The sequence below is a fragment of the Limosilactobacillus sp. WILCCON 0051 genome, from assembly GCF_039955095.1.
Lineage (GTDB): Bacteria > Bacillota > Bacilli > Lactobacillales > Lactobacillaceae > Limosilactobacillus > Limosilactobacillus allomucosae.
The window spans coordinates 1,623,457-1,643,414 of record NZ_CP154878.1; the positions used below are offsets into that span (position 1 = coordinate 1,623,457).

Sequence of the window (19,958 nt, forward strand, 5' to 3'; positions counted from 1 at the left end):
CGTCAGGGCCGTTTTGGTATGCTTAATTTAGATATGTCGTTATGGAGGGGCGGTTAGATGTTTTTATAGATTTCATTCCAGTTAGCTTCATTTTCTTGGTTGATCTTTTTGAGCTTTTGTGCTCGTTGAAATCTTCCCTTCATAACTTGAACAGAACGAACTCCTAAATCATATGCATTGGCAAAATTGATTCTTAATAAGATTCTGACGTCTATATTACCGTTTCTAACTATTGCGTCCGTTATATCGACTGCTGCAAAAGTCGATGTTGACACCAACAGTAAAGTTTGTAAATCCAGTTTATTAGCTATTGGAATGCATTCTTTCCATTCCTTTCCATAATAAAAATGATTTTTATAAACCCAATATAACCGTATTAAAGTTTCCATTATCAAAACAGGCATTGACTGAGCAACAAAGGCTCGAAAATCTAATCCTTGCTTATAAAGCCATTCTGCAACTCCAGCAAAATCCTTGTCTTTGCCATTAACATTAAAATTACCAAACTTAAACTGCTGAGTAACTGAATAAAATGGCATTGGCAATCCTGCTCCACGACCAACACTTTTGGATGTACCAGCAACGTCAGAACAAGTATGGCCAAACCAGTTCTCAACAGCCTTAATAACTTTTTGGGGACCTAGCTGTAAATCTTTTACTTGATCTGCTTCTTTGGATGCTGTATATACTCGTTTGAGCATTCCATCACTAATGAAAGTACTTTTACCATCTAATTGATCTAAAATGCTAATAAATAATCCTAGAGGCCCGATATCATGGGATAAAGAAAACAAATGGTGATTTGAAGGATTCATGCCTGCGATACTATCATTTATAATGTTCGAATTATTAGAAGCATCATAGGAAACCTTAAAATGATTCTCAAGCCAACGAATTGCATCATTCTTTGAATTTATTTTTTTACTATATGGTTCATTTCGACTAGCAAACTCCGCATACTTTGTTACCAATTTATCAACAGTGCCGTCTACTTTTTGGCCTAAAATCCCCTGCTCACTTGCATATTTATTATTACCATCAGTAATCGCTCCAACTAAAAATGCATCAACTAATCCGCCAATAATCCCTACGATACTAGCAAAAACATAATCTTCTTTTTTTAATTTAGACAATTCATATTTATCGGACAATAAGGCACTCATTTTATTAATCTCTGCATCACTCAAGCAGGCAAAATATGGATTATCAAGGCTTAAATTAAATTTTGCAGCGTATGCTTCACTTTCAGACAACAAGTCCTCCCAATTGCCTGTGGCGTCAACATAATCCAAGTGTGGCAATTTAATCTCAGGGCTTTCAGGTTCAGATGGTTTCACCTCAACCCTAAGATTCTCTATCTCTTCAATTTCACTAGTCTTAACATTAAGATTATCCAGATCAATCATATTTAATAATGATTGCGCCTCTTTAATTTTGCTTTGGGTGTCATTTATTCTTTGTTGCTGATTAGCATTTATTTTTTCTTGAAGATCCAAGTCTGCAGACATGTTACTAGAAATCTGCTTTAGTTCATCAAGCCGTTCTACAGCTTGGTCTGCCTCATGCTGACCAACTGAGACAACCTTTGCCGCCTCGTCTAATTCATCCAGTTTATCTTTTTCCATAATTAAAATCCTTACCTAATAAAATAAACAAATCGTGCAATTTTTCAAAATTAATTTGTGCTGGTAGCTTGGCAATAATCAATTCTTATCATTAATCAATTGGCGTTCTCTTTCTCGATGTTCGTTACAAATCTTTGTGCCGGCTGATGAAAACTTCTTAATAGTTTGAAGCAATTGATCAATTTGTTCTTCCATGCCACTAAGTTGTTGTTCACTATCTGTTAACCGTTTTGAAAGTTCTTTCTTACGATATGTTGCTTGAATCATTGCATCTGATAAATAATTAATATCTTTTATAATTAAAGATTGTGACCCTACTAACTTCTTAATTTTATTTTGAAGTATCTCAATTTTCATAGATTCTTGGGGATTATTTGGCTTACTCCGTCGTTCCATGCCTTTATAAGCCGCTAAACCAGCCGCACTTGCTCCTAATACCGCAAGTCCTAATCCGCTCGTGCCTAAAATTGCTAAACCCCAGCCTACATCAATGAAACCAAACTCAGTTATGCTTACAACGGCACCAGTTAATGCTAGTGTGGAAACTGACGTAACACTAGATACTCCTAATGATGAACTAATTTCTTTAATTTTTTTCATTCTTTCCTTATATTCATCCCCAGTTAGCTTATCGTCTATTACATCGTGATTGGTTTTTTGACTAATGACGATCAGAGAAACTTTGTCTTTTGAAATATTAGCTTTCTCTGCAAGCTTTAATAGTATTTCATCATCTTTCCATGAATTTATTTTTTCTTCATCAAATGTCGATAAAATATTGCTTATTAATAATTGTAGAATCTTATCCCTATTATCCTCTGGAATTAAATTTTTTAATTCTATAAATTCATCAATGATATCATCTTTTTTATTACTAAATCGATATTCTCTTATCTTGGTATCAACTTCTTCGGAAACATTTAATCCAGCTTCTATTTCTGCAAAGTTTCGGATATCTTTTTCTGAAAATTCATTATCAGAATCTAAATAAAGATAAATAACTTTTAAATAATGATAAGAGCTTTCATTTTTTGGATAGTGGGTCTTAAAGTACTGATAAAGATTCTCAACCCTGGGCTTTCGCCATTCTGATTGTCCTTGATCAATCACTTTAAAATCATTTCGAATATGTTTTTTAAGTTTTTCTTCACTAAAGTTATCCAAAGAGTTATCCAAGATTTTAAATATTTCTTCTAAAACAAATCTGATTAGATCAAAAAGGTCCTTATCCTGTTGTCTTAGCTCATTTAAATAATTATTTTTGATAAACTCGTTTAAAAAGTCTGCTAAACCAGTTACTCCGGAATAAGCCATCAAGCGTTCATAGCATTCATTGAACGAATTATTTACTGCAACTGGTGCATATTGATTTAAATGAAGATCCTCATTAAGCATAAAATTGTTTGCAATCGTCAATGTATTTTGAATTTTAGTCAATTCATTTCTAGAGTAGCTTGACATCAATTCTTGCTTGGAATGATCACTGAATGTCAGTTCTCCCCATTCATCCATAACGATTTCTCGATTCTTTATGTATAGCTGCAAATCCAATGCAAATTGGGCACTGACCGGAAAAATTCTGGGATTTTGAATAGAAAACTGATTTTCTAAATATTCACGGACATTCTCCAATACATTGGTAATATCTTCATTCGTCTTGAACTCATCCATTTTATTGATCACAAAGACAACATTAGGCTGCGTCTCAATTATTCTATCCAACAGCTGCTTTTCGCTGTCCGTCCCCAACTGAGTTCCATTCATGATAAACAGAGTGAGTTCTGCTTGATGATGATCCAAAAATTCAAACAATACGTTTTGATGAGCTTTATTCAAGGCATTATTCGGCCCCGGAGTGTCAATAACAGTTACTGGAGCATCCCCAGCAAACGGTATTGGCAAGGATGCGTCAACCCTAACCGCCTCAGACAATTCATTCATGGTTGTTAGTTCATCGATTGAGACTGACCCACTGGCAATACAATTGTTATCTTCATCAAAAGCCTCAACATCCTTCTTATCTTGTGAATTGAAGAGTCTCATGATGGCTGAAGTACATGCTTCCTGACTGGCCGGAACAACCCTGCTAGCTAACAGCGAGTTGATCAGTGTTGACTTTCCAGCACTCATTGGGGCAGCAATTAATATTTCCGGCTGTTTTAAGCTAGTGAAAGTTTTAATCAGCTTATCCAACTTTTTTAAGGGCAGATTGCTGATTTGACTTCTCCTGATTTCTCTCAGCAGTCTTAGATTTTCATCAATATTTGTTTGTATTTCTTTAATCTGTTCATCAATGTTAGGCAATCGAGAGTTCTCTTTTATCACTAACATCCTCACCACTTTCAACTTATATTTTAAGGAACGCAAAAAGGCCTACTGCACCCCTTTGGATACAGTAAGCCTATAAGCAGAAAACTTGACAGAATCAGCGTGCACTAAATAATCGGCACGATTGCACGATTGCACGATTGCACGATTGCACGATTGCACGATTGCACGATTGCACGATTGCACGATTGCACGATTGCACGATTGCACGATTGCACGATTGCACGATTGCACGATTGCACGATTGCACGATTGCACGATTGCACGATTGCACGCATCTTCATCTTGTCTCCCCCCAATTTATGTATAATTAATTTATACCGTTTACATTCTAAAACGTCAATATATTCATGGTAACAATTACAACATGTTTATTTTAGAAATTGAAAATCACTTTTAATTGATTAATTCCATTTTCTATTTATAATTATCTCAAATCGCCTAGACAGATTTTGTCCACGTGAAAATATAAATTAAACAATTAGGAAATTCCATGAAAACATACAAATCAACTACCAGTGAACGGCAGCTTTTCATCTATCAGCAATTGACTGCCGGTCGCCATATTCAAAAATCACAGCTAGCCAAACAGTTTGCCGTTGACGCGCGGACCATTCAGCGCGATTTTGCCAGTCTGCGAGCGTTTATGGACGAATATCTGCCCGAATACACGCTGAATTATGACCGTCAAAACAATTCCTACTGGCTGTCTGCCAACGGAATCGGCTTAAACAAGGCGCAGTGTCTTTGTCTCATCAAGATTCTAACTGCCAGTCGTGCCCTCCCCAAAGATCAGCTGATCGAGCTTTCCAATCGCCTTTTAAAAATTCTCGACGCAAAAGATGCTCAAAAAGTCAAACAATTGATTAGCAGCGAGCAAAGCACGTATCAGCCGCTGCGCAATCTTCAAAATAAAGACTTGATGAATCTGATCTGGAACTTTTCGGAATATACTCTCCTGCATCGAACCATTCGCATCGACTATCGCAATCAGGGTGGCCATATCAAAGCACACACTATTATTCCGTTGGCGCTGACGTTTTCTGACAACTATTTCTACCTCATCGGCTACACTAATACATATCAAAAAAACATCATCTACCGTTTGGATCGCATCATTGATTATCACATTTCGCAAAAAAGCATCCCGCAGTCCGAATGGCAGGCTCATCAATGGAATGAGGGACTGACCAAGAAAAAGCTGCAGCTGATGTATCCCGGCAAAAACGTTAAGATTCTTTTTGAATATCGCGGTGTCGTTGAAGCGGCTCTGGACAAATTCCCGCTTTCCAAAATAGTTCAACCAAAAACCGATCAGCAGCCAGTAATCATTGAAGTCGAAACTTATGATATCGGCGCGATGATGTGGCTGCTTAGTCAAAAAGACATGGTTACGGTACTTGAGCCAGAATGGTTTAGGGAACAGATGATCACGACTCTGCAAAAAATGCTCAATAATTATCAATAAAGGCAGAAAATGGCTCAACCACGATCTTCGTGACGGAGCCATTTTCATTTTGCACCATTTTGCTTAAGCAACTGGATATGCAACTTCCTGATTTCCCTGCTCAAAGGCCGTCAGATGATTCTCAGCCCGGTAAAGCGCCTTGCTGAATGATTGAACGGCCAGCTTGGGACTGACGGCAAACTTAATGCCATAGTCTTTGCAGGCTTCATTCAAAACCCATGAAGATGGATGCGAGGCATAGGCCGTTACCAGGATCAGCATGTCCAGATTCTTGGTCTGTTTGCGCAGCGTCTTGCGTTTGCCAGAGAAGGCATCGATCAGCTTGGGATTCCCATGGTAGCTTTTCACGACTTCTTTGAGCATCTCCCCGTTTTGACCATTGCCAATCGCGACGCCGACTTTTTGACCATGCAGATCCAGTTTGAGCTTTTGCTGAATCAGATTGTCAAAGGCATGATGCTTCTTAGTTTTAGCAGGCTTCTTCTTTGCTGCTTGCTTGGCCTTGCCACTGTGTTTTTTCGCGCTCGTTTGACTAGCCTTTTTTACCCCGTCAATTGGGTAGAGCCACCGAATCGCAATGCAGCTTTGGGGATCGTCCGCCAAGGCATCGTTATTGGCATACCAGGCCAGATCGACAATATCGCCAACATTGAGCTTCAGTTTTTCTTGATCAAGTGAACTGATTTTGTAAACTACCGGCTGTTCCTTAGGCTTTAGTTCGTTACCGTAGATATCACGAGCAACGACCAGCTGATCCGCATGCTTTTCAATTACGGCCTGGCTGAATACCTCGATTGGATTGTCATCAGGCATTTCTTGATGATCAACAACTTTGCCCAGATAGAATTTTTCATCGGTAAGGTATGGCTTGCCGCTAACCTTGACCACGTCGCCAGGCTGCAGGCACCGCTTTTTGAGCAGCTTCTCGCCAATGAAAAAGGCCTGCTGTCCATTACGATCCAAGAGCTTGGCCCCATTTAAGCGCCGTTTTACAATGTACTCGCCTTTACGCAGATCATAAAGCGGCGAATCGAGTTGCGGCATCGTTTCATCAAGCAGCTTTTGAAAATCCTCATCCGCTGCCGTTTGAGGTTGGTCATTTGTCGACTGCGATTGGCTGTTTTGAGAATTTAGCTTAGCTGCTTGCTCAGTCAGTCGGTGTTCAAATTCTGTAATCTTAGCGGTTTTGAGCCAACTGTTCTGCTTGGCGTTTTCAATCAGCGTGCTAAGTTCAGTCAGTTGGTCAGTATCAGATGCATCGTTAAGTTTTTCCAGATTATTGATCATCAGCTGCTCAACCAATTGCGTCATTTTTGTTTGATAGTCTTGGAATAAGTCTGCCAGCTGCTGCGCGCATTTCAGCCGCTGCATTACCAACGAGTAGAAAATATCAACGCGTGCCCCATCACTTTGCTTCAAGTCATGATGATAGGCTTCCAGATTTTGTTTTAAATCCGTCAGTTTGGCTTCATAATCGGCATTCTTGAGCAGCATCTTCAGTTCATTGCCAATAGTTTCATTAACTGATTTAAATTTCTGAATGGCATTGTACTGTGACAGATTCAATGCCTGATCAGTCTGTTCAATCAAATTTGCGGACAATGCCTGGCTATCTTTTTCATTATTGGCAGACAGCGCTGGTTGCGTAGCCGTCTGATTGTTGACAAGATCTTTTTCGCAGTTGAGCTGATCAGATGCCGCGCCTTTATCTTCATCAGTAGGTTTTTGAGAATCCGCCGACCATTTCAAACCAGCAGTGGCGGCAGTCTGCGGATTGCTCGGCTGGCCATCTCCTGCTTTGAAAGCTGTTGTAGCTACGGTTGGCCGACTGATTGACTGTTCATTCGTTGCTCCGGCATCTACCGCAATACCCGTTTGCGGATTGATCATCTGGCCATCCTCTACCCGCGCTTGGCTTACTGGTTGTCCGGCACTGTTAGCAATTTGCCGATTGGCTGGCATAACCTCATTTTTATCATTAGCCTTAGCGACTGGTCCTTCTTGAAAGTGTTTTTCATAACCGGCTTGATGTTTTAGCAGATTGACCGCCGCCTGCACCGCATCAATCCCTTGTTTGTCAAGCGTCGTTGCATTGATAATTGTAATTAAGTCATGTTTATAGTTATACATAATTTCCACCTCAATTTTGATTTTATCAATGGGGAAAGCCTATAAGCACCTGCCGCTAAAAAATCTAATTTTTTTGCAAAATAAAAAGCGCCCAATCAGTATCCAAACTGATGAGCGCTGGTGACTGCTACTTGAACAGTCGCTTAATTAACTTTTTAACGTGCTTATTAGGCACGATGATAAATACTAAGCACAAATGCCACATCGGGAGTTGCCTCCTTTCAGCACAAGTCAGGTTTCCTAAGCCTGCTCACGTGTGCTTTATTATTGTGACATAATCAGAGTATGTTATAATGACTTTGTGATAAATACTAAGCCGTGTGCAGTGAGTGCTTCCTAACTTACAAGCCGGCTGGGCGCTCCTCAAAAGGGCGCTCTTTTATTAGCTCACAGTATCATGCTGTGGGCTTTTTTGTTTGCTCTTAAGCTTGGCTGACAGCCGTATTAGCTGATTGAGCAGCATTAGCAGACCCAGAATCTGATGCAGCTGCGTAGTCCTTGCCGGTGATTTTCCTGTATTACTCTACTCTAATCGTGTAGATTGTCTTCACGAAATAGTAATCGGTCATCATAATTCATCTTACCTTGCGTAACATCCCACTTCGGCTTATACATCCCCGCACCATTAGCATTATATGGTACAACCTATGTACTTTTAGCGTAGTATCAAATGAGGCATCTCGCTGCTTGGCGAGATGCCCCATTTCATTATCCTAATGATTTTATTTGCCGCAGACGATGAAAAAATGTTTCGGCTGAGTCCAATTAACTAGCATGGTCAAAGAGGAGTTTAATCAGGTTTTCGATCATTGCGGGATCAGCATCTTGATAGATGTTGAGCCGTACCTTCTGAATCGAAAGTGATGCTACTAATACGCGCCGATTAGTCTTGCGATCGTTTGAAGCGGCGCTGACTTCAACGATTTCATTTTGAGCCATCCAAAAAGGCCTCCTATATGAGTTTCCTCAAGCATAGGAGGTCCGTATGGCGGTTGGAATACGTGTTGTTACTGTGTGCTTACCCAAGATCTTTTAAGAATTCACGTTTCATTGCGATCCGTTTAGCATTAATTGTTGATTCGGTTACGACCCGCGATAGATACATAAGCCATTAGCACCAACCATCATAAGAATAATCAGGATAAATGTTACGTTCGATAGCGCCCAAGATGAATCTATATGTTGCACTTTCGTAATGTGTCATCATCTTTTCTGCATAGTCTAGCTTATAATCCTTAGTTTTCTTATCAACAGTCATATTCCCTATGATTTTATGAGTATCACCATTAACCATCCGATACGTAACCTTATCGTCCGTATTAGACATTAGGTACCATTCAACCACGAATTTTTTCCTGCCTTTCTTCTAAAACTTGGTTCAGTTAAACAATTTCTAATGTATTACCTTTAAATTCTCCATTAACTATTATTGAGCTTTTACCAGACGATGCCAGCTTACCATTAGGAACCAATTCAGAAACTTCAAACGTATTGCCAAATTCATCCCCTAAAGTTTGTCCAGCTTTAATATTAATCGATGGAATTGTAATCACGCTGATATTCTTTTTGAGAAAAAATTGTTTATCAATCACTTCCATGTTTCTCAATCCATTCTTTAGACTTACGCTCATACAATTTCCTAAGTTGTTCCGTTTCCTTAACTTCATTATCAGATGTCTGTGAATATTAGTGATTATCATCCAACTCAATCGAATCAATATCGTCAAAAGCTATCCCATTTCCATAAGAATTGCTGCCAGTTGTGTTATAGATAATGGCATTTAGTTCAGGCTCATCATCTTCATCGTTGCGTTGGAATTCATCATCCGTATCTACAATGTATAAATGCAATGTGCGTCCATCTTTCATATGAATAACCACCCATGAACCAGCAAAATTATTATTAACATCCCATAGATTGGTTTTCGGTGTTATTTTCATTCTTCGGCATCTCCTTTGGCAAAGCTGGCACTGCTTGACATCTTTTCTTTGATTGGTGGACTTTCATCCTAGTAGCATCAGTATTTTTACCGTTAATGGCTACATAGACGCCATAGAATGTAATATAATACAAGCATGATGATTAGAAGGCCGGTGCGCAAAATGGTGTTGAGGTAGCTCCTCACGTACCGAACCGGTTGAGGGCGCTTAATAGGCGCTCTTTTTTTATTAGCTCACAGTGTTAATGATGTGGGCTTTGCTTTGGATCATTGTCAAATTCGTAATTGTAGCTTAAGGGGACGGCTTTTGTCCTCTTTTTTATACCCGAAATCGAATATTGGCACTCACCAATACAAGATAGTGTAGACCCGTTTATTTTCAAAAAAGTACCAACCAGGCTAGTGTTTATCCTCTACCGTAAGCAAATGATTTTTGCTTAGGATTTTTCTTGTAATTATCGACAATCAAATCGTCAACAAACTTCTTTGACATCAGGTATTTTAGAGTATCGTTGAACCCATTAATTGTCGTAGTTAAAGAATCTTTATTCAAAATCAGAGTTGCCACTTCAATATCAGATTCAATTTTATAGACGCGCTCTTTACCATTATCGCTAACTGCATCTACTGCAATGAAATGCACGACTCTCACCTTTTTTCCAGTCTATTAGAGTCTTTGAATAATTAACTTCTTAGTTGTCCTTCTTTTCTTCTTCATAAAACAGTGCCTGCTTAATAAAGATAATAGTGACTAGTTTGCTTATTAGCAATACACCAGACTCAAACTAAACGAATATGACTAATTAAAAAACATCAGTCAATACTAGTGATTATCATCTAACTCAATCGAATCGATATCATCAAAAGCTATCCCATTGCCATAAGAATTGCTGCCAGTTGTGTTATAGATAATGGCATTTAATTCAGGCTCATCATCTTCATCGTTGCGTTGGAATTCATCATCCGTATCTACAATGTATAAATGCAATGTGCGTCCATCTTTCATATGAACAACCACCCATGAACCAGCAAAATTATTATTAACATCCCATAGATTAGTTTTCGGTGTTATTTTCATTCTTCGGCATCCCCTTTGACAAAGCTGGCACTGCTTGACATCCCTTCTTTGATTGTTGGACTTTCATCCTAGTAACATCAGTATTTTTACCGTTAATGGCTGCACAGACGCCAATAGATCGGATTAAATTTTTAATAATCACCAAATCTACTAAAACTAATTATTAATTTTTTGCTCATATAGCATCGTGCCAATATATACTGACCATCAAATGTTGTATTGACGCGATTGTTAATTCGTTTTCATTGCGATCTGTTTGTCATTAACTGTTGATTCGGTTACGACCCGCGAGAATTGATTGCATACAAAAAGAACAGTTTAACAATATGTCCAGGTTATAAGAAATTATAAAAGCGGATTGTTGTACTCCGTCAATTAACACCAGCCATCAAAAGCAAATTTAGGATAATTGTCCCGCTCGATAGCACCTAAAATAAATTTATACGTTGCACTTTCATAATGAGTAGTCATCTCTTCAGCATAATCGAGCTTATAGTCCTTAGTCTTTTTATTGACAGTGATATTGCCAATTACCTCATTCAGATCAGCATTTACCATTTTATATGTTACTTCATCACTGGTATTAGCTACTAAAAAGAATTCAACCATGTCTATCACTTATCCTTAGTTCGTCTCTTTTTATCAAACTCTTCATAATTATAAATTTTGTTTGTCAAATGATGGGCCCTATAATAATCCAAATCAGGGTGTTGCTTCATAAGCTTTCGCTCGTAGCGTTCATGTTTCAACAGCATTATATCTTCTAGAAATAATTTTTGTCCATTCGTGTGGTTATGACCCACAGAAAACGATATATACAATAACCTTTCCCAAAGCACACCTAATAATAGTCAACTAATCTTTCCAACTTTATTTCATTACTGCTTATACTCCAACTTTTTAATTTTATCGTCTTGAAAATTCCCTTTAACGTGTAGATCGGTAAGACCATTAATTTCTAAATGTTGATTCATTCTAATACCAACGACTTCGTAAAGCTTACCACTAGAATCAACAATATCTTTAAGAATTTCTTGATTTTCGACATACGGAATTACCACAGAAGTTAAGTCAGCATCCGAAACATAAAGTTTACTAATTACTTTCATGATCTTTGCTCCACTTCTCTAACTTTTTCTGATAATTTTTCAAAAGCTGCTTAGTTTCTTCAATTTCCCACTTATACCTATCCCAAACAGTAATATTAGATCATTGACGCTAAAACAAAAAAAGATACACTGCATTTGAGATTGAAAGAACAGCGTGCCCATGTATGTCATCCAACAACGGGTTGGTCACTCTAACAGCCGGGTTACTCAAGAAATCTACACTCATGTTACTCACGAAGCACTTGTGAAAAATCGTGATCAATTGGAAAATTTATAGCAAAGTGTCTGCCAGTTGTCTGCCACAAGCAAATATTTGGCAAAAATTCACAAACTCAATTGGAATTTTAAAAATTAGGCAAAAAGAAAAACCCTTGCACAGCAAGGGTTTTGGTCGACACTCGACTACTTAACGTCGCGACGGCGTTCAGGAATACGAGCGGACTTACCAGTACGTTCACGCAGGTAGTACAGCTTAGCACGACGAACGCGACCGTAACGAACCACTTCGATCTTAGCAACACGTGGGGAGTGAACTGGGAAAGTACGTTCAACACCGACACCGTTACTAATCTTACGAACAGTGTAAGTAGCAGAAATGCCTGCACCGTGACGCTTGATAACGACACCTTGGAAGATCTGGATACGTTCACGAGTACCTTCAACGATCTTAGCGTGGACGCGAACCGTGTCACCGGCGCGGAATTCTGGAATGTCATCGCGCAGTTGGCTGGCGGTGATCTTTTCAATCAATTGGTTTTGACGCATAATATTTTTTCCTTTCGTCGATATTCTTGCCCGATTTCAGCAGCGGAATACCGTTGTTATGGCCATAAAAAGCCAAGACATAATATAACATATTCCCCTGACGACTGCAAGGGTAAATTACTTGACAACCTTTTTAAGCTGCTGATTCAGGTTTGAATGCTTGATTCCATAGGCAAAGTAGATTATCAAACCAATAACGAACCAGCCGATCATCAGCAGTTTGGCATCAATATTCAAACCAGCAAAAATAACGATTGAATAGACAACCGAGATGGCCGGCAAAACCGGATAGCCCGGCATCTTAAACTTGGCTTCCGGCAGGTCGACGCCTTCCCGTTTCCTTAACGCGTAGATTCCCAACGAGACAAAGATAAAGGCAATCAAGGTCCCGGCCGAAACCAGCGTCGCTAAAAACGTAAATGGGAATATAGAACCGAGAATCATCGCCAGAACCGTGATCAGCCATAATGCGTGATCAGGAACGTGCTTATCATCAATATGACCCAGCCGGCTTGGCAGCAGACCATCCCGTCCAAACGCATAGATCAGACGCGATGAAGCCAGCAGAATTGCGATCAAGGCTGAAAAGATCCCGATCAAGGCTACTACCGAAAGCAGGTTGGCCGTTAAATAATGACCTGAATGCCGCAGCGCCCAGGCAGCCGGTTCGGCGTTATTGGCATAGCGGCTGTATTTAAACATCCCCACCAAGACCAGCGAGACAGCAATGAAAAAGCCGGTCCCCAACAGCAGCGTGCCAATCAATCCTTTAGGCATCGTGTGCTGAGGATCCTTGGTTTCGGCAGTATTAGCCGCAATTGCATCAAAGCCCACATAGGCAATAAAAATCTGCGAAGATCCAGCCAAGATCCCCTGCCAGCCCCCAAAAGTCGTTCCTGGCCGGTGCGCGGGAATAAACGGCACATAGTTTTGCGGATGAATGGCAGTCGCGCCAATCACGACAAACATGATAATCACGATCAGCTTAACGGCCACGATTGTATTCTCGACGCGGCTGACCTGATGAATGCCACGCGCGATCAAGCAGCCAACGATCAATATCGCAATCGCCGCCAAAATATCGACATACGAGCCCTTAGCCGGATTAAAGCCACCAGTCAGAGCAACTGGCAATTTAATGCCGAAACTGCCCAAAAAGCCCTGCATATACGCCGACCAGCCCGAGGCAACGAACGCTACGGAGATAAAGTATTCCGCCAGCAGTGCCCAGCCCGCGATCCAGCCAAAAAATTCGCCAAACAAGACGTTCATCCAAGAAAACGCCGAACCGGCAAACGGCAGCACTGAGGCTGTTTCCGCGTAGGCCAAGGCAGAAAGTCCCGCTCCGATCGCCGCCACGATAAACGCTAATGGTACGGCTGGTCCGGTATGCTCAGCAGCTACGATCCCTGGCAAGGTAAAGATCGCCGTGCCTACGACCATCCCCGTCCCCAGACCGATCAGATCCAAAGTCGTCAATGAAGGTTCTAACGATGCATCCTTGAGCTGATAGACGGTTGGATCCTCTTTAGCCAGCAGTCGTTTTAAAAACTTATTCTTAATCATGCGCGTCGCCTACTGCATCGTTGGGTCTTCACCCAATTTAATGTCTTGAAGCATGATCTGCTGCTCGCGGGACAGTTTGGCCTGTTCAATCAGATCTGGGCGGCGTTCCCAGGTGCGCTTTAACGATTGATACATCCGCCACTGCCGAATTTTTTCATGATTGCCGCTGGTCAGCACTTCTGGCACCTTCATCCCGCGAAACTCAGCTGGCCGCGTGTATTGGGGATATTCCAGCAGGCCATTGCTGAACGAGTCGCCCATTGAAGAAGACATATTACCCAAAACGCCCGGCACGAATCGAACCGTGGCATCAATCATAACCATGGCCGCCAATTCACCGCCCGTCAGCACGTAGTCACCTAATGAGGCTTCATCGGTTACCAGCTGGCGAATGCGTTCATCATAGCCCTCATAGTGACCGCAGATAAACGTCAAATGTTCTTCTTGGGCCAATTCCTGAGCGTAGTCCTGATCAAACTTGCGCCCCGCCGGATCCATCAAGATGACACGGCCTTTCGGATAGTTTTCCTTTTGTGCTTCTTCGTCAATTGCCGCCATCGCATCAAAAATCGGCTGAGCCTGCAGCAGCATGCCGGCACCACCACCAAACGGCGCGTCATCGACATGATTGTGCTTGTCAGTCGTAAAATGACGAAAATCGGTTACATGAATATCCAAAAAGCCATCGTCTTGAGCCCGCCCCACGATCGACTGACCCAGCGTTGGCTTAAACATGTCCGGAAACAGACTTAAAACATCGATTCGCATTATTCCAGTCCTTCCATTAATTCAACGTCAACTTCGCCCTTGTCCAGATCAACGTTTTTGACCACATCATCAATTACCGGCAATAAAAGATCGCTTTGACCGGCTCGTTTAACGACCCAGACATCATTGGCACCTGGTGAAAGAATCTCTTTGATCACGCCCAATTCGCGTCCTTCCAGCGTCTTAACCGTCAAGCCAATGATCTGATGGTAGTAGTACTGGCCTTCTTCTAAAGGCTGCTGCTCGTCTTCAGTCACCATGAGCTCGTGGTCACGGAAGCTCTGCACGTCATTGATGTTGTCGTAGCCTTTAAACTTAACCAGCCACATTCCCTTATGCTGACGCGCACCGGCAACTTCCAGGCGTAATGGCTCACCGGCAGACTGCTTTAGATAAAGGACGGCGCCATTTTGGAAACGCTCTTGAGGAAAATCAGTCGTGGCAATCACGCGAACCTCGCCGCGAATACCATGCGTATTGACGATTTTACCAACATTATAATATTGCATTTAAAAATCCTCCGAATAATAGAAAAACTCCCACAGGGTTGGTGTGGGAGTTTTTATTTAATGTCGATGGTCATTAATCACCAACCGGACTTTCTTAGAGTTGGGCCGCTTAGAACGCATGCCTTCGACTACGGTACGCAGCGCGGAAGCAACGTGTCCCTGCCGACCAATCACGCGACCGACGTCAGCCGGATGAACGTCGAGGACGTACCGGTGATACCGATCAGTCTCTGATTCGGTGATGCGAACCGCATCCGGATGCTTGACCAACGGCGTGACCAGGGTACGAATCAGTGTCTCTAGATTTGTCTCAGTCATGACTATTTACCACTACTTCTTGGAAGCGTACTTGGCTTCGTGGAGCTTCTTCATGATACCAGCTTTTTGGAACATGTTGCGAACAGTATCTGAAGGTTGGGCACCCTTTTGCAGCCAGTCCATAACGGCGTCTTCGTCGAACTTAACTTCCTTTGGAGTGGTCAGTGGGTTGTAAGTACCCAGCGTCGTGATGAAGCGGCCATCACGTGGTGAACGTGAGTCGGCAACCACGATACGGTAGAATGGGCGCTTCTTAGAACCCATACGCTTTAAACGGATCTTTACTGACATTGATTCACACCTCCTTGATTTTTTCTAACAGCTAATAATATACCAGTCATTCAAGTGAATGTAAAGTATTTTTTCTTGACAGGCTAAACTTTTTTCAAAAAAATCATTTTTAAGCATATCTTCGTCTTCTTTTTCCTTGAATCCATAAGTCCTTAGCCTGTCAAAGTCATTGAAATCCCGGTATTTCAGGCAATTCAATCCGTACCTTGGCAGCACGACGATTTATTACACAAGCTAAATAAAAAATCCCCGCCTGATTGATCGGCAGGGATCGTTTAATGATTAGTCGCGCCGCAGCTGCATGTGTTTGGCACTGATGCGTGAGACCAGCATCATCAAAAGCGTCCAAACGATTGCTGAGACAACCAGCGTAACAATGATTGCCGTTTTAGCTGCCTGACCGCTCAAATCGATTGACCAGTTTGATCCAATAAACTGGAAGACCCCCAGTTTGATCAATAGCAGCGTCAGGTAATAGATGCAGAATGCCGCCAGAATCGGGCCGCCGATTGCAACGATTACTTTCCACTTGCGATTCAATAGACTAAAGAAGTAGCCGATTGCCATTGCCGTCATCGTTGTTTCAAACAGCAGCAGCAACTCAAACAAGATTCCCTGCCAAGTCGAAACGCTGCTGTTAACGATAAACGCCTCTGCCGGATGACCATCTGCCAAGACTTCAAACAGCACGATCAGAACTTCTTGAACCAGAGTAATGATAACCGCGCTGAGCATCTGGGAGCGCCACATGGTTTTACGCGAGATGCCGTTTTGAATCGTCCATTTAAAAGTGCTGTATGGCGTAATCAAAAAATAGAAAAATGGCACAAAACCAAGGACAAAGCTCCAAGAACTAAAGATGCCGCGCAGATCACTGCCAAAACTGCTCCAGCCAATGTGTCCTAAAATCAGGTTCAAGATGGCAAAGAAAGCCTGAATTGCCGCCAGCCAGATTGCAGCAATGACAAAGCCCTTGCCGCAGCGGTACAGATCAGTCTGCACCACGATTTTTTGTTTTGATGAAATCATAATTCTCCCCCTATTTGTTCGTCAGATAGATAAATGCCTGCTGCAGATCCGGATGCTTGATTTGAATCTGGTCCGGAATCTCCTTTTCTTCACTCAGCGCTCCACGTACGAACGCGGTCTTGATGCCGGCCAGGCTGCGCGTTCCCAATACGTTTTGATCCTTGACGTATTCTTCAACCAGCATTGCCGGACCACTGATTACAAACATCTCGTCTAACAGATCCTCAACGTCAGCGTCAACGACCATTTTTTTATTATCCAGAATAAAGACGTGCTCAACCAGCTGCTGGATCTCCTCAATCAGGTGCGTTGACAGCACATAGGTCTTGACGTTTTCCTCGTAGGCCTTGAGCAGTTCTTGATAAAAAACATCGCGGTGGTTGACATCCAGTCCCAAAATCGGTTCATCCAGGAAAATATAATTGGCGTTGACCGATAATGCCACGATAAGCTTAGCCGCCGTCTGCAGACCTGTCGAAAGGCTGCCCAGCTTCACGTTCTCGTCTTGAATGTCAAACTCCTTTAGCAGCCGCCGTGCCCGATTAAAGTTAAAGCTGCCATAAGAAAGATCCGCCATTTCCCACATCTGCTTTAAGGTCACGTGCTTAGGATAGAGACTGACCTCGCTCATCAGATAAAACTGCGTTAAGGCCGCGTCATTGTCATTGATCTCATCGTTGCCCAGCTTAATCGTGCCGTCAGTTGGCAGAATTCGATTAACGATCAGATTCAATAGCGTTGACTTACCGGCCCCATTGCGTCCCAACAGCCCGTAAATCTTGCCCGGCTGAATCGTCAGACTGATATCGTCTAAAATCGTCTGCCGACCATATTTTTTGGTAATTTGACTAACCTTTAATGTTTCCATCTTGATACCCCCGTTTGATCAATTCGATTAGATGCTCTTCAGTGATTCCCAGCTTACCGGCTTCTTCCAGCAAGCTTTTAATGTAGTTTTCATAAAATGTTTCCTTACGTGCTTCGACTATCTTGGCTTGAGCCCCCGCTGCGACAAACATCCCCAAGCCGCGATGCTTTTCCAGCAGGCCCCGATCAACCAGCTGCCGCATTCCTTTGAGCACGGTCGCCGGATTGATGTGCAGTTCTTGAGAAAGCTGCGTGGTTGAAGGCGCCTGTTCTCCTTCTTTCAACAGACCAGTAAAGATCATGTCCTCCAGCTGATCGGCAATCTGTTGATAGATTGGTTCCGTTTGGTCAAATTCAAATTGCATGACCAACCCTCCCTATTTATCCTCTTAGTTAATTACATAAGTAACTAACTAAATAATACCAAAGCTTTTGTTTTTTGCAAGCTCTAAAAATAAAATAATTTTATCGATCCGTCTAAAGCCTTGATACACAAGGAATTTTTGGAGACAGATTTTTTAGTGAATTGATTTGGCGATCTCATTTGCCAGTCTGTGAGCATCAAACACCTCATTACCAAAATAAAAACCCCGCCTCATTATCGAGACAGGGTATTGACTGAACAGAGAACTGCTCAGGATTGATTTATAGCGCCAACCAAGTTTTTGATTGGCTGATTTTAGCGGCGTTTGTGCTTGTTGCGCAGTTTCCGCAGTTTTTGCTGCTGACGTTTCTTAGCCTGCCGCGCCATGCGATTCATCGCCATTTGGCCCATCTTGCCGCCCATGCCAGGCATCTGACCGCCCATCATGTTCTGCAGACCGCCAAAATTGCCATTGGTAACCTGCTTCATCATTTTACGCATCTGATTGAACTGCTTGATCATCCGGTTGACCTCGACGATCGGCCGCCCGGAACCTGCAGCCAGCCGACGACGACGACTCGGGTTCATCAAATCAGGATTTTCCCGTTCTTCAGGCGTCATTGACAGGATAATGGCCTTGATGTGAGCAAACTGTTTTGGATCAATGTTGACGTTCTTTAACGCCGGATTATTGGCCATCCCAGGCATCATCTTTAAGATATTCTCCAGTGGGCCCATTTTGGTAACCTGGTCCATCTGCTCCAAAAAGTCGTTGAAGTCAAACTCATTGGCCCGCATCTTGTCCATGGTTTCCTGGGCTTTTTCTTCATCAAAGTTCTTCTGGGCCTTTTCGATCAGGGTCATCATGTCCCCCATGCCCAGAATTCGTGAAGCCATACGGTCGGGATGGAAGACGTCGAGATCCTCCATCTTTTCACCTTCACCGACAAACTTGATCGGCTTGCCAGTAACGGCTCGAATCGACATGGCTGCCCCACCACGAGTATCGCCATCCAGCTTGGTCAAGACGACCCCAGTGATGTCCAGCTTGTCGTTAAAGCCCTGCGCCGTTTTGACCGCGTTTTGACCAGTCATGGCATCGACAACCAGCAGAATTTCGTTTGGCTGAACCAGCTGCTTGATGTTGACCAGCTCATCCATCAGCTGTTCGTCAATCTGCAGCCGCCCAGCCGTATCGATGATTACATAGTCGTTATGATTCTGCTTGGCCTGTGCCATCCCGTCTCTAACAATGTCAACGGGATCTTTTTCGGTACCTTCTTCAAAAACCGGTACGCCAATCTGATCAGCAACCTGCTGCAGCTGCGTAATTGCGGCTGGTCGGTAAACGTCAGCCGCGATAAACATTGGCCGGGCGTTTTCTTCGTTTTTCAGACGCAATGCCAGCTTACCGGCCGTCGTCGTTTTACCAGCACCCTGCAGCCCGACCATCATGATTATGGTTGGAATGTGCGGTGCCTTGTTCAGCGGGACGGCTTCCTCACCCATCAGCTTAGTTAATTCTTCATTAACGATTTTAACGATCTGCTGTGCCGGATTTAAGCCTTTTAGAACCTCAGCCCCAGCTGCCTTTTCACGTACCGTTTTAACAAAATCCTTAACTACAGCAAAGTTAACGTCGGCTTCCAAAAGTGCCAGACGAATCTCACGCATGGTTTCGCGCAGATCGGCTTCCGTAACTTTAGGCTTGCGCCGCAGTTTTTCCATCGCTTTTTGCAGGCGATCGGTCAATCCTTCAAATGCCATTTTTTTCTCCTCTTTTCATCGTGCTTGGTGAATCGC

21 protein-coding genes are annotated in these 19,958 nt (G+C 42.4%); 1 reads left to right on the plus strand and 20 read right to left on the minus strand.

What is annotated here, in order from left to right:
• Positions 1 to 53: 53 nt before the first annotated feature.
• On the minus strand, positions 54 to 1,625 hold the full coding sequence (locus ABC765_RS07370) for a hypothetical protein (protein ID WP_347980079.1): 1,572 nt from the start codon (positions 1,623 to 1,625) through the stop codon (positions 54 to 56).
• 78 nt (positions 1,626 to 1,703) lie between these two features.
• On the minus strand, positions 1,704 to 3,929 hold the full coding sequence (locus ABC765_RS07375; RefSeq protein WP_347980080.1) for a dynamin family protein: 2,226 nt from the start codon (positions 3,927 to 3,929) through the stop codon (positions 1,704 to 1,706).
• Between the two features lie 517 nt (positions 3,930 to 4,446).
• Here ABC765_RS07375 and ABC765_RS07380 point away from each other — a divergent pair.
• Complete coding sequence (locus ABC765_RS07380) at positions 4,447 to 5,421, plus strand: WYL domain-containing protein (protein ID WP_347980081.1); 975 nt, start codon at positions 4,447 to 4,449, stop codon at positions 5,419 to 5,421.
• A 63-nt stretch (positions 5,422 to 5,484) separates the two neighbouring features.
• Here the strand turns inward: ABC765_RS07380 and ABC765_RS07385 are convergent, their stop codons facing one another.
• The 18 genes from ABC765_RS07385 to ffh form a co-directional block, all read right to left on the minus strand.
• Complete coding sequence (locus tag ABC765_RS07385; RefSeq protein ID WP_347980082.1) at positions 5,485 to 7,551, minus strand: DUF2325 domain-containing protein; 2,067 nt, start codon at positions 7,549 to 7,551, stop codon at positions 5,485 to 5,487.
• Between the two features lie 765 nt (positions 7,552 to 8,316).
• Complete coding sequence (locus tag ABC765_RS07390; RefSeq protein ID WP_347980083.1) at positions 8,317 to 8,490, minus strand: hypothetical protein; 174 nt, start codon at positions 8,488 to 8,490, stop codon at positions 8,317 to 8,319.
• Positions 8,491 to 8,933: 443 nt separating this feature from the next.
• Positions 8,934 to 9,149 (minus strand): hypothetical protein, encoded by a 216-nt coding sequence (locus tag ABC765_RS07395; protein WP_347980084.1) that lies wholly within the window; start codon positions 9,147 to 9,149, stop codon positions 8,934 to 8,936.
• Between the two features lie 88 nt (positions 9,150 to 9,237).
• Positions 9,238 to 9,492 carry a hypothetical protein gene (locus ABC765_RS07400; protein ID WP_347980085.1) on the minus strand — a complete coding sequence of 85 codons (255 nt, stop codon included), beginning with the start codon at positions 9,490 to 9,492 and terminating at the stop codon, positions 9,238 to 9,240.
• Positions 9,493 to 9,897: 405 nt separating this feature from the next.
• Positions 9,898 to 10,134, minus strand: a complete 237-nt coding sequence (locus ABC765_RS07405; protein WP_347980086.1) for a hypothetical protein — start codon at positions 10,132 to 10,134, stop codon at positions 9,898 to 9,900.
• Positions 10,135 to 10,314: 180 nt separating this feature from the next.
• Positions 10,315 to 10,569: a hypothetical protein gene (locus tag ABC765_RS07410; protein WP_347980087.1), complete on the minus strand. Its 255-nt coding sequence runs from the start codon at positions 10,567 to 10,569 to the stop codon at positions 10,315 to 10,317.
• Positions 10,570 to 10,944: 375 nt separating this feature from the next.
• Positions 10,945 to 11,178 carry a hypothetical protein gene (locus tag ABC765_RS07415; protein ID WP_347980088.1) on the minus strand — a complete coding sequence of 78 codons (234 nt, stop codon included), beginning with the start codon at positions 11,176 to 11,178 and terminating at the stop codon, positions 10,945 to 10,947.
• Positions 11,179 to 11,447: 269 nt separating this feature from the next.
• Positions 11,448 to 11,678 (minus strand): hypothetical protein, encoded by a 231-nt coding sequence (locus ABC765_RS07420; protein WP_347980089.1) that lies wholly within the window; start codon positions 11,676 to 11,678, stop codon positions 11,448 to 11,450.
• 402 nt (positions 11,679 to 12,080) lie between these two features.
• The gene (rplS, locus tag ABC765_RS07425; RefSeq protein WP_006499633.1) at positions 12,081 to 12,443 is read right to left on the minus strand and encodes a 50S ribosomal protein L19; all 363 of its coding nucleotides are present in this window, start codon (positions 12,441 to 12,443) and stop codon (positions 12,081 to 12,083) included.
• Positions 12,444 to 12,560: 117 nt separating this feature from the next.
• On the minus strand, positions 12,561 to 14,009 hold the full coding sequence (locus ABC765_RS07430) for an amino acid permease (protein ID WP_347980090.1): 1,449 nt from the start codon (positions 14,007 to 14,009) through the stop codon (positions 12,561 to 12,563).
• Between the two features lie 9 nt (positions 14,010 to 14,018).
• Positions 14,019 to 14,777 carry a tRNA (guanosine(37)-N1)-methyltransferase TrmD gene (trmD, locus tag ABC765_RS07435; RefSeq protein WP_006499630.1) on the minus strand — a complete coding sequence of 253 codons (759 nt, stop codon included), beginning with the start codon at positions 14,775 to 14,777 and terminating at the stop codon, positions 14,019 to 14,021.
• On the minus strand, positions 14,777 to 15,286 hold the full coding sequence (gene rimM, locus ABC765_RS07440; protein ID WP_347963851.1) for a ribosome maturation factor RimM: 510 nt from the start codon (positions 15,284 to 15,286) through the stop codon (positions 14,777 to 14,779). The genes trmD and rimM overlap by 1 nt, the downstream gene beginning before the upstream one ends.
• A gap of 57 nt (positions 15,287 to 15,343) precedes the next feature.
• Positions 15,344 to 15,604 carry a KH domain-containing protein gene (locus ABC765_RS07445; protein WP_033935154.1) on the minus strand — a complete coding sequence of 87 codons (261 nt, stop codon included), beginning with the start codon at positions 15,602 to 15,604 and terminating at the stop codon, positions 15,344 to 15,346.
• Between the two features lie 12 nt (positions 15,605 to 15,616).
• Entirely contained in the window at positions 15,617 to 15,895 is a 279-nt protein-coding gene (gene rpsP, locus ABC765_RS07450; protein ID WP_033935155.1) for a 30S ribosomal protein S16, read from the minus strand.
• Between the two features lie 282 nt (positions 15,896 to 16,177).
• Positions 16,178 to 16,924 carry a hypothetical protein gene (locus ABC765_RS07455; RefSeq protein ID WP_347980091.1) on the minus strand — a complete coding sequence of 249 codons (747 nt, stop codon included), beginning with the start codon at positions 16,922 to 16,924 and terminating at the stop codon, positions 16,178 to 16,180.
• 10 nt (positions 16,925 to 16,934) lie between these two features.
• The gene (locus ABC765_RS07460) at positions 16,935 to 17,792 is read right to left on the minus strand and encodes an ABC transporter ATP-binding protein (protein WP_347980092.1); all 858 of its coding nucleotides are present in this window, start codon (positions 17,790 to 17,792) and stop codon (positions 16,935 to 16,937) included.
• A complete protein-coding gene (locus tag ABC765_RS07465) occupies positions 17,773 to 18,156 on the minus strand; it encodes a GntR family transcriptional regulator (RefSeq protein ID WP_347980093.1) in 384 nt (127 codons plus the stop codon). The genes ABC765_RS07460 and ABC765_RS07465 overlap by 20 nt, the downstream gene beginning before the upstream one ends.
• Before the next feature lie 314 nt (positions 18,157 to 18,470).
• On the minus strand, positions 18,471 to 19,922 hold the full coding sequence (ffh, locus tag ABC765_RS07470; RefSeq protein WP_347980094.1) for a signal recognition particle protein: 1,452 nt from the start codon (positions 19,920 to 19,922) through the stop codon (positions 18,471 to 18,473).
• Positions 19,923 to 19,958: the final 36 nt, after the last annotated feature.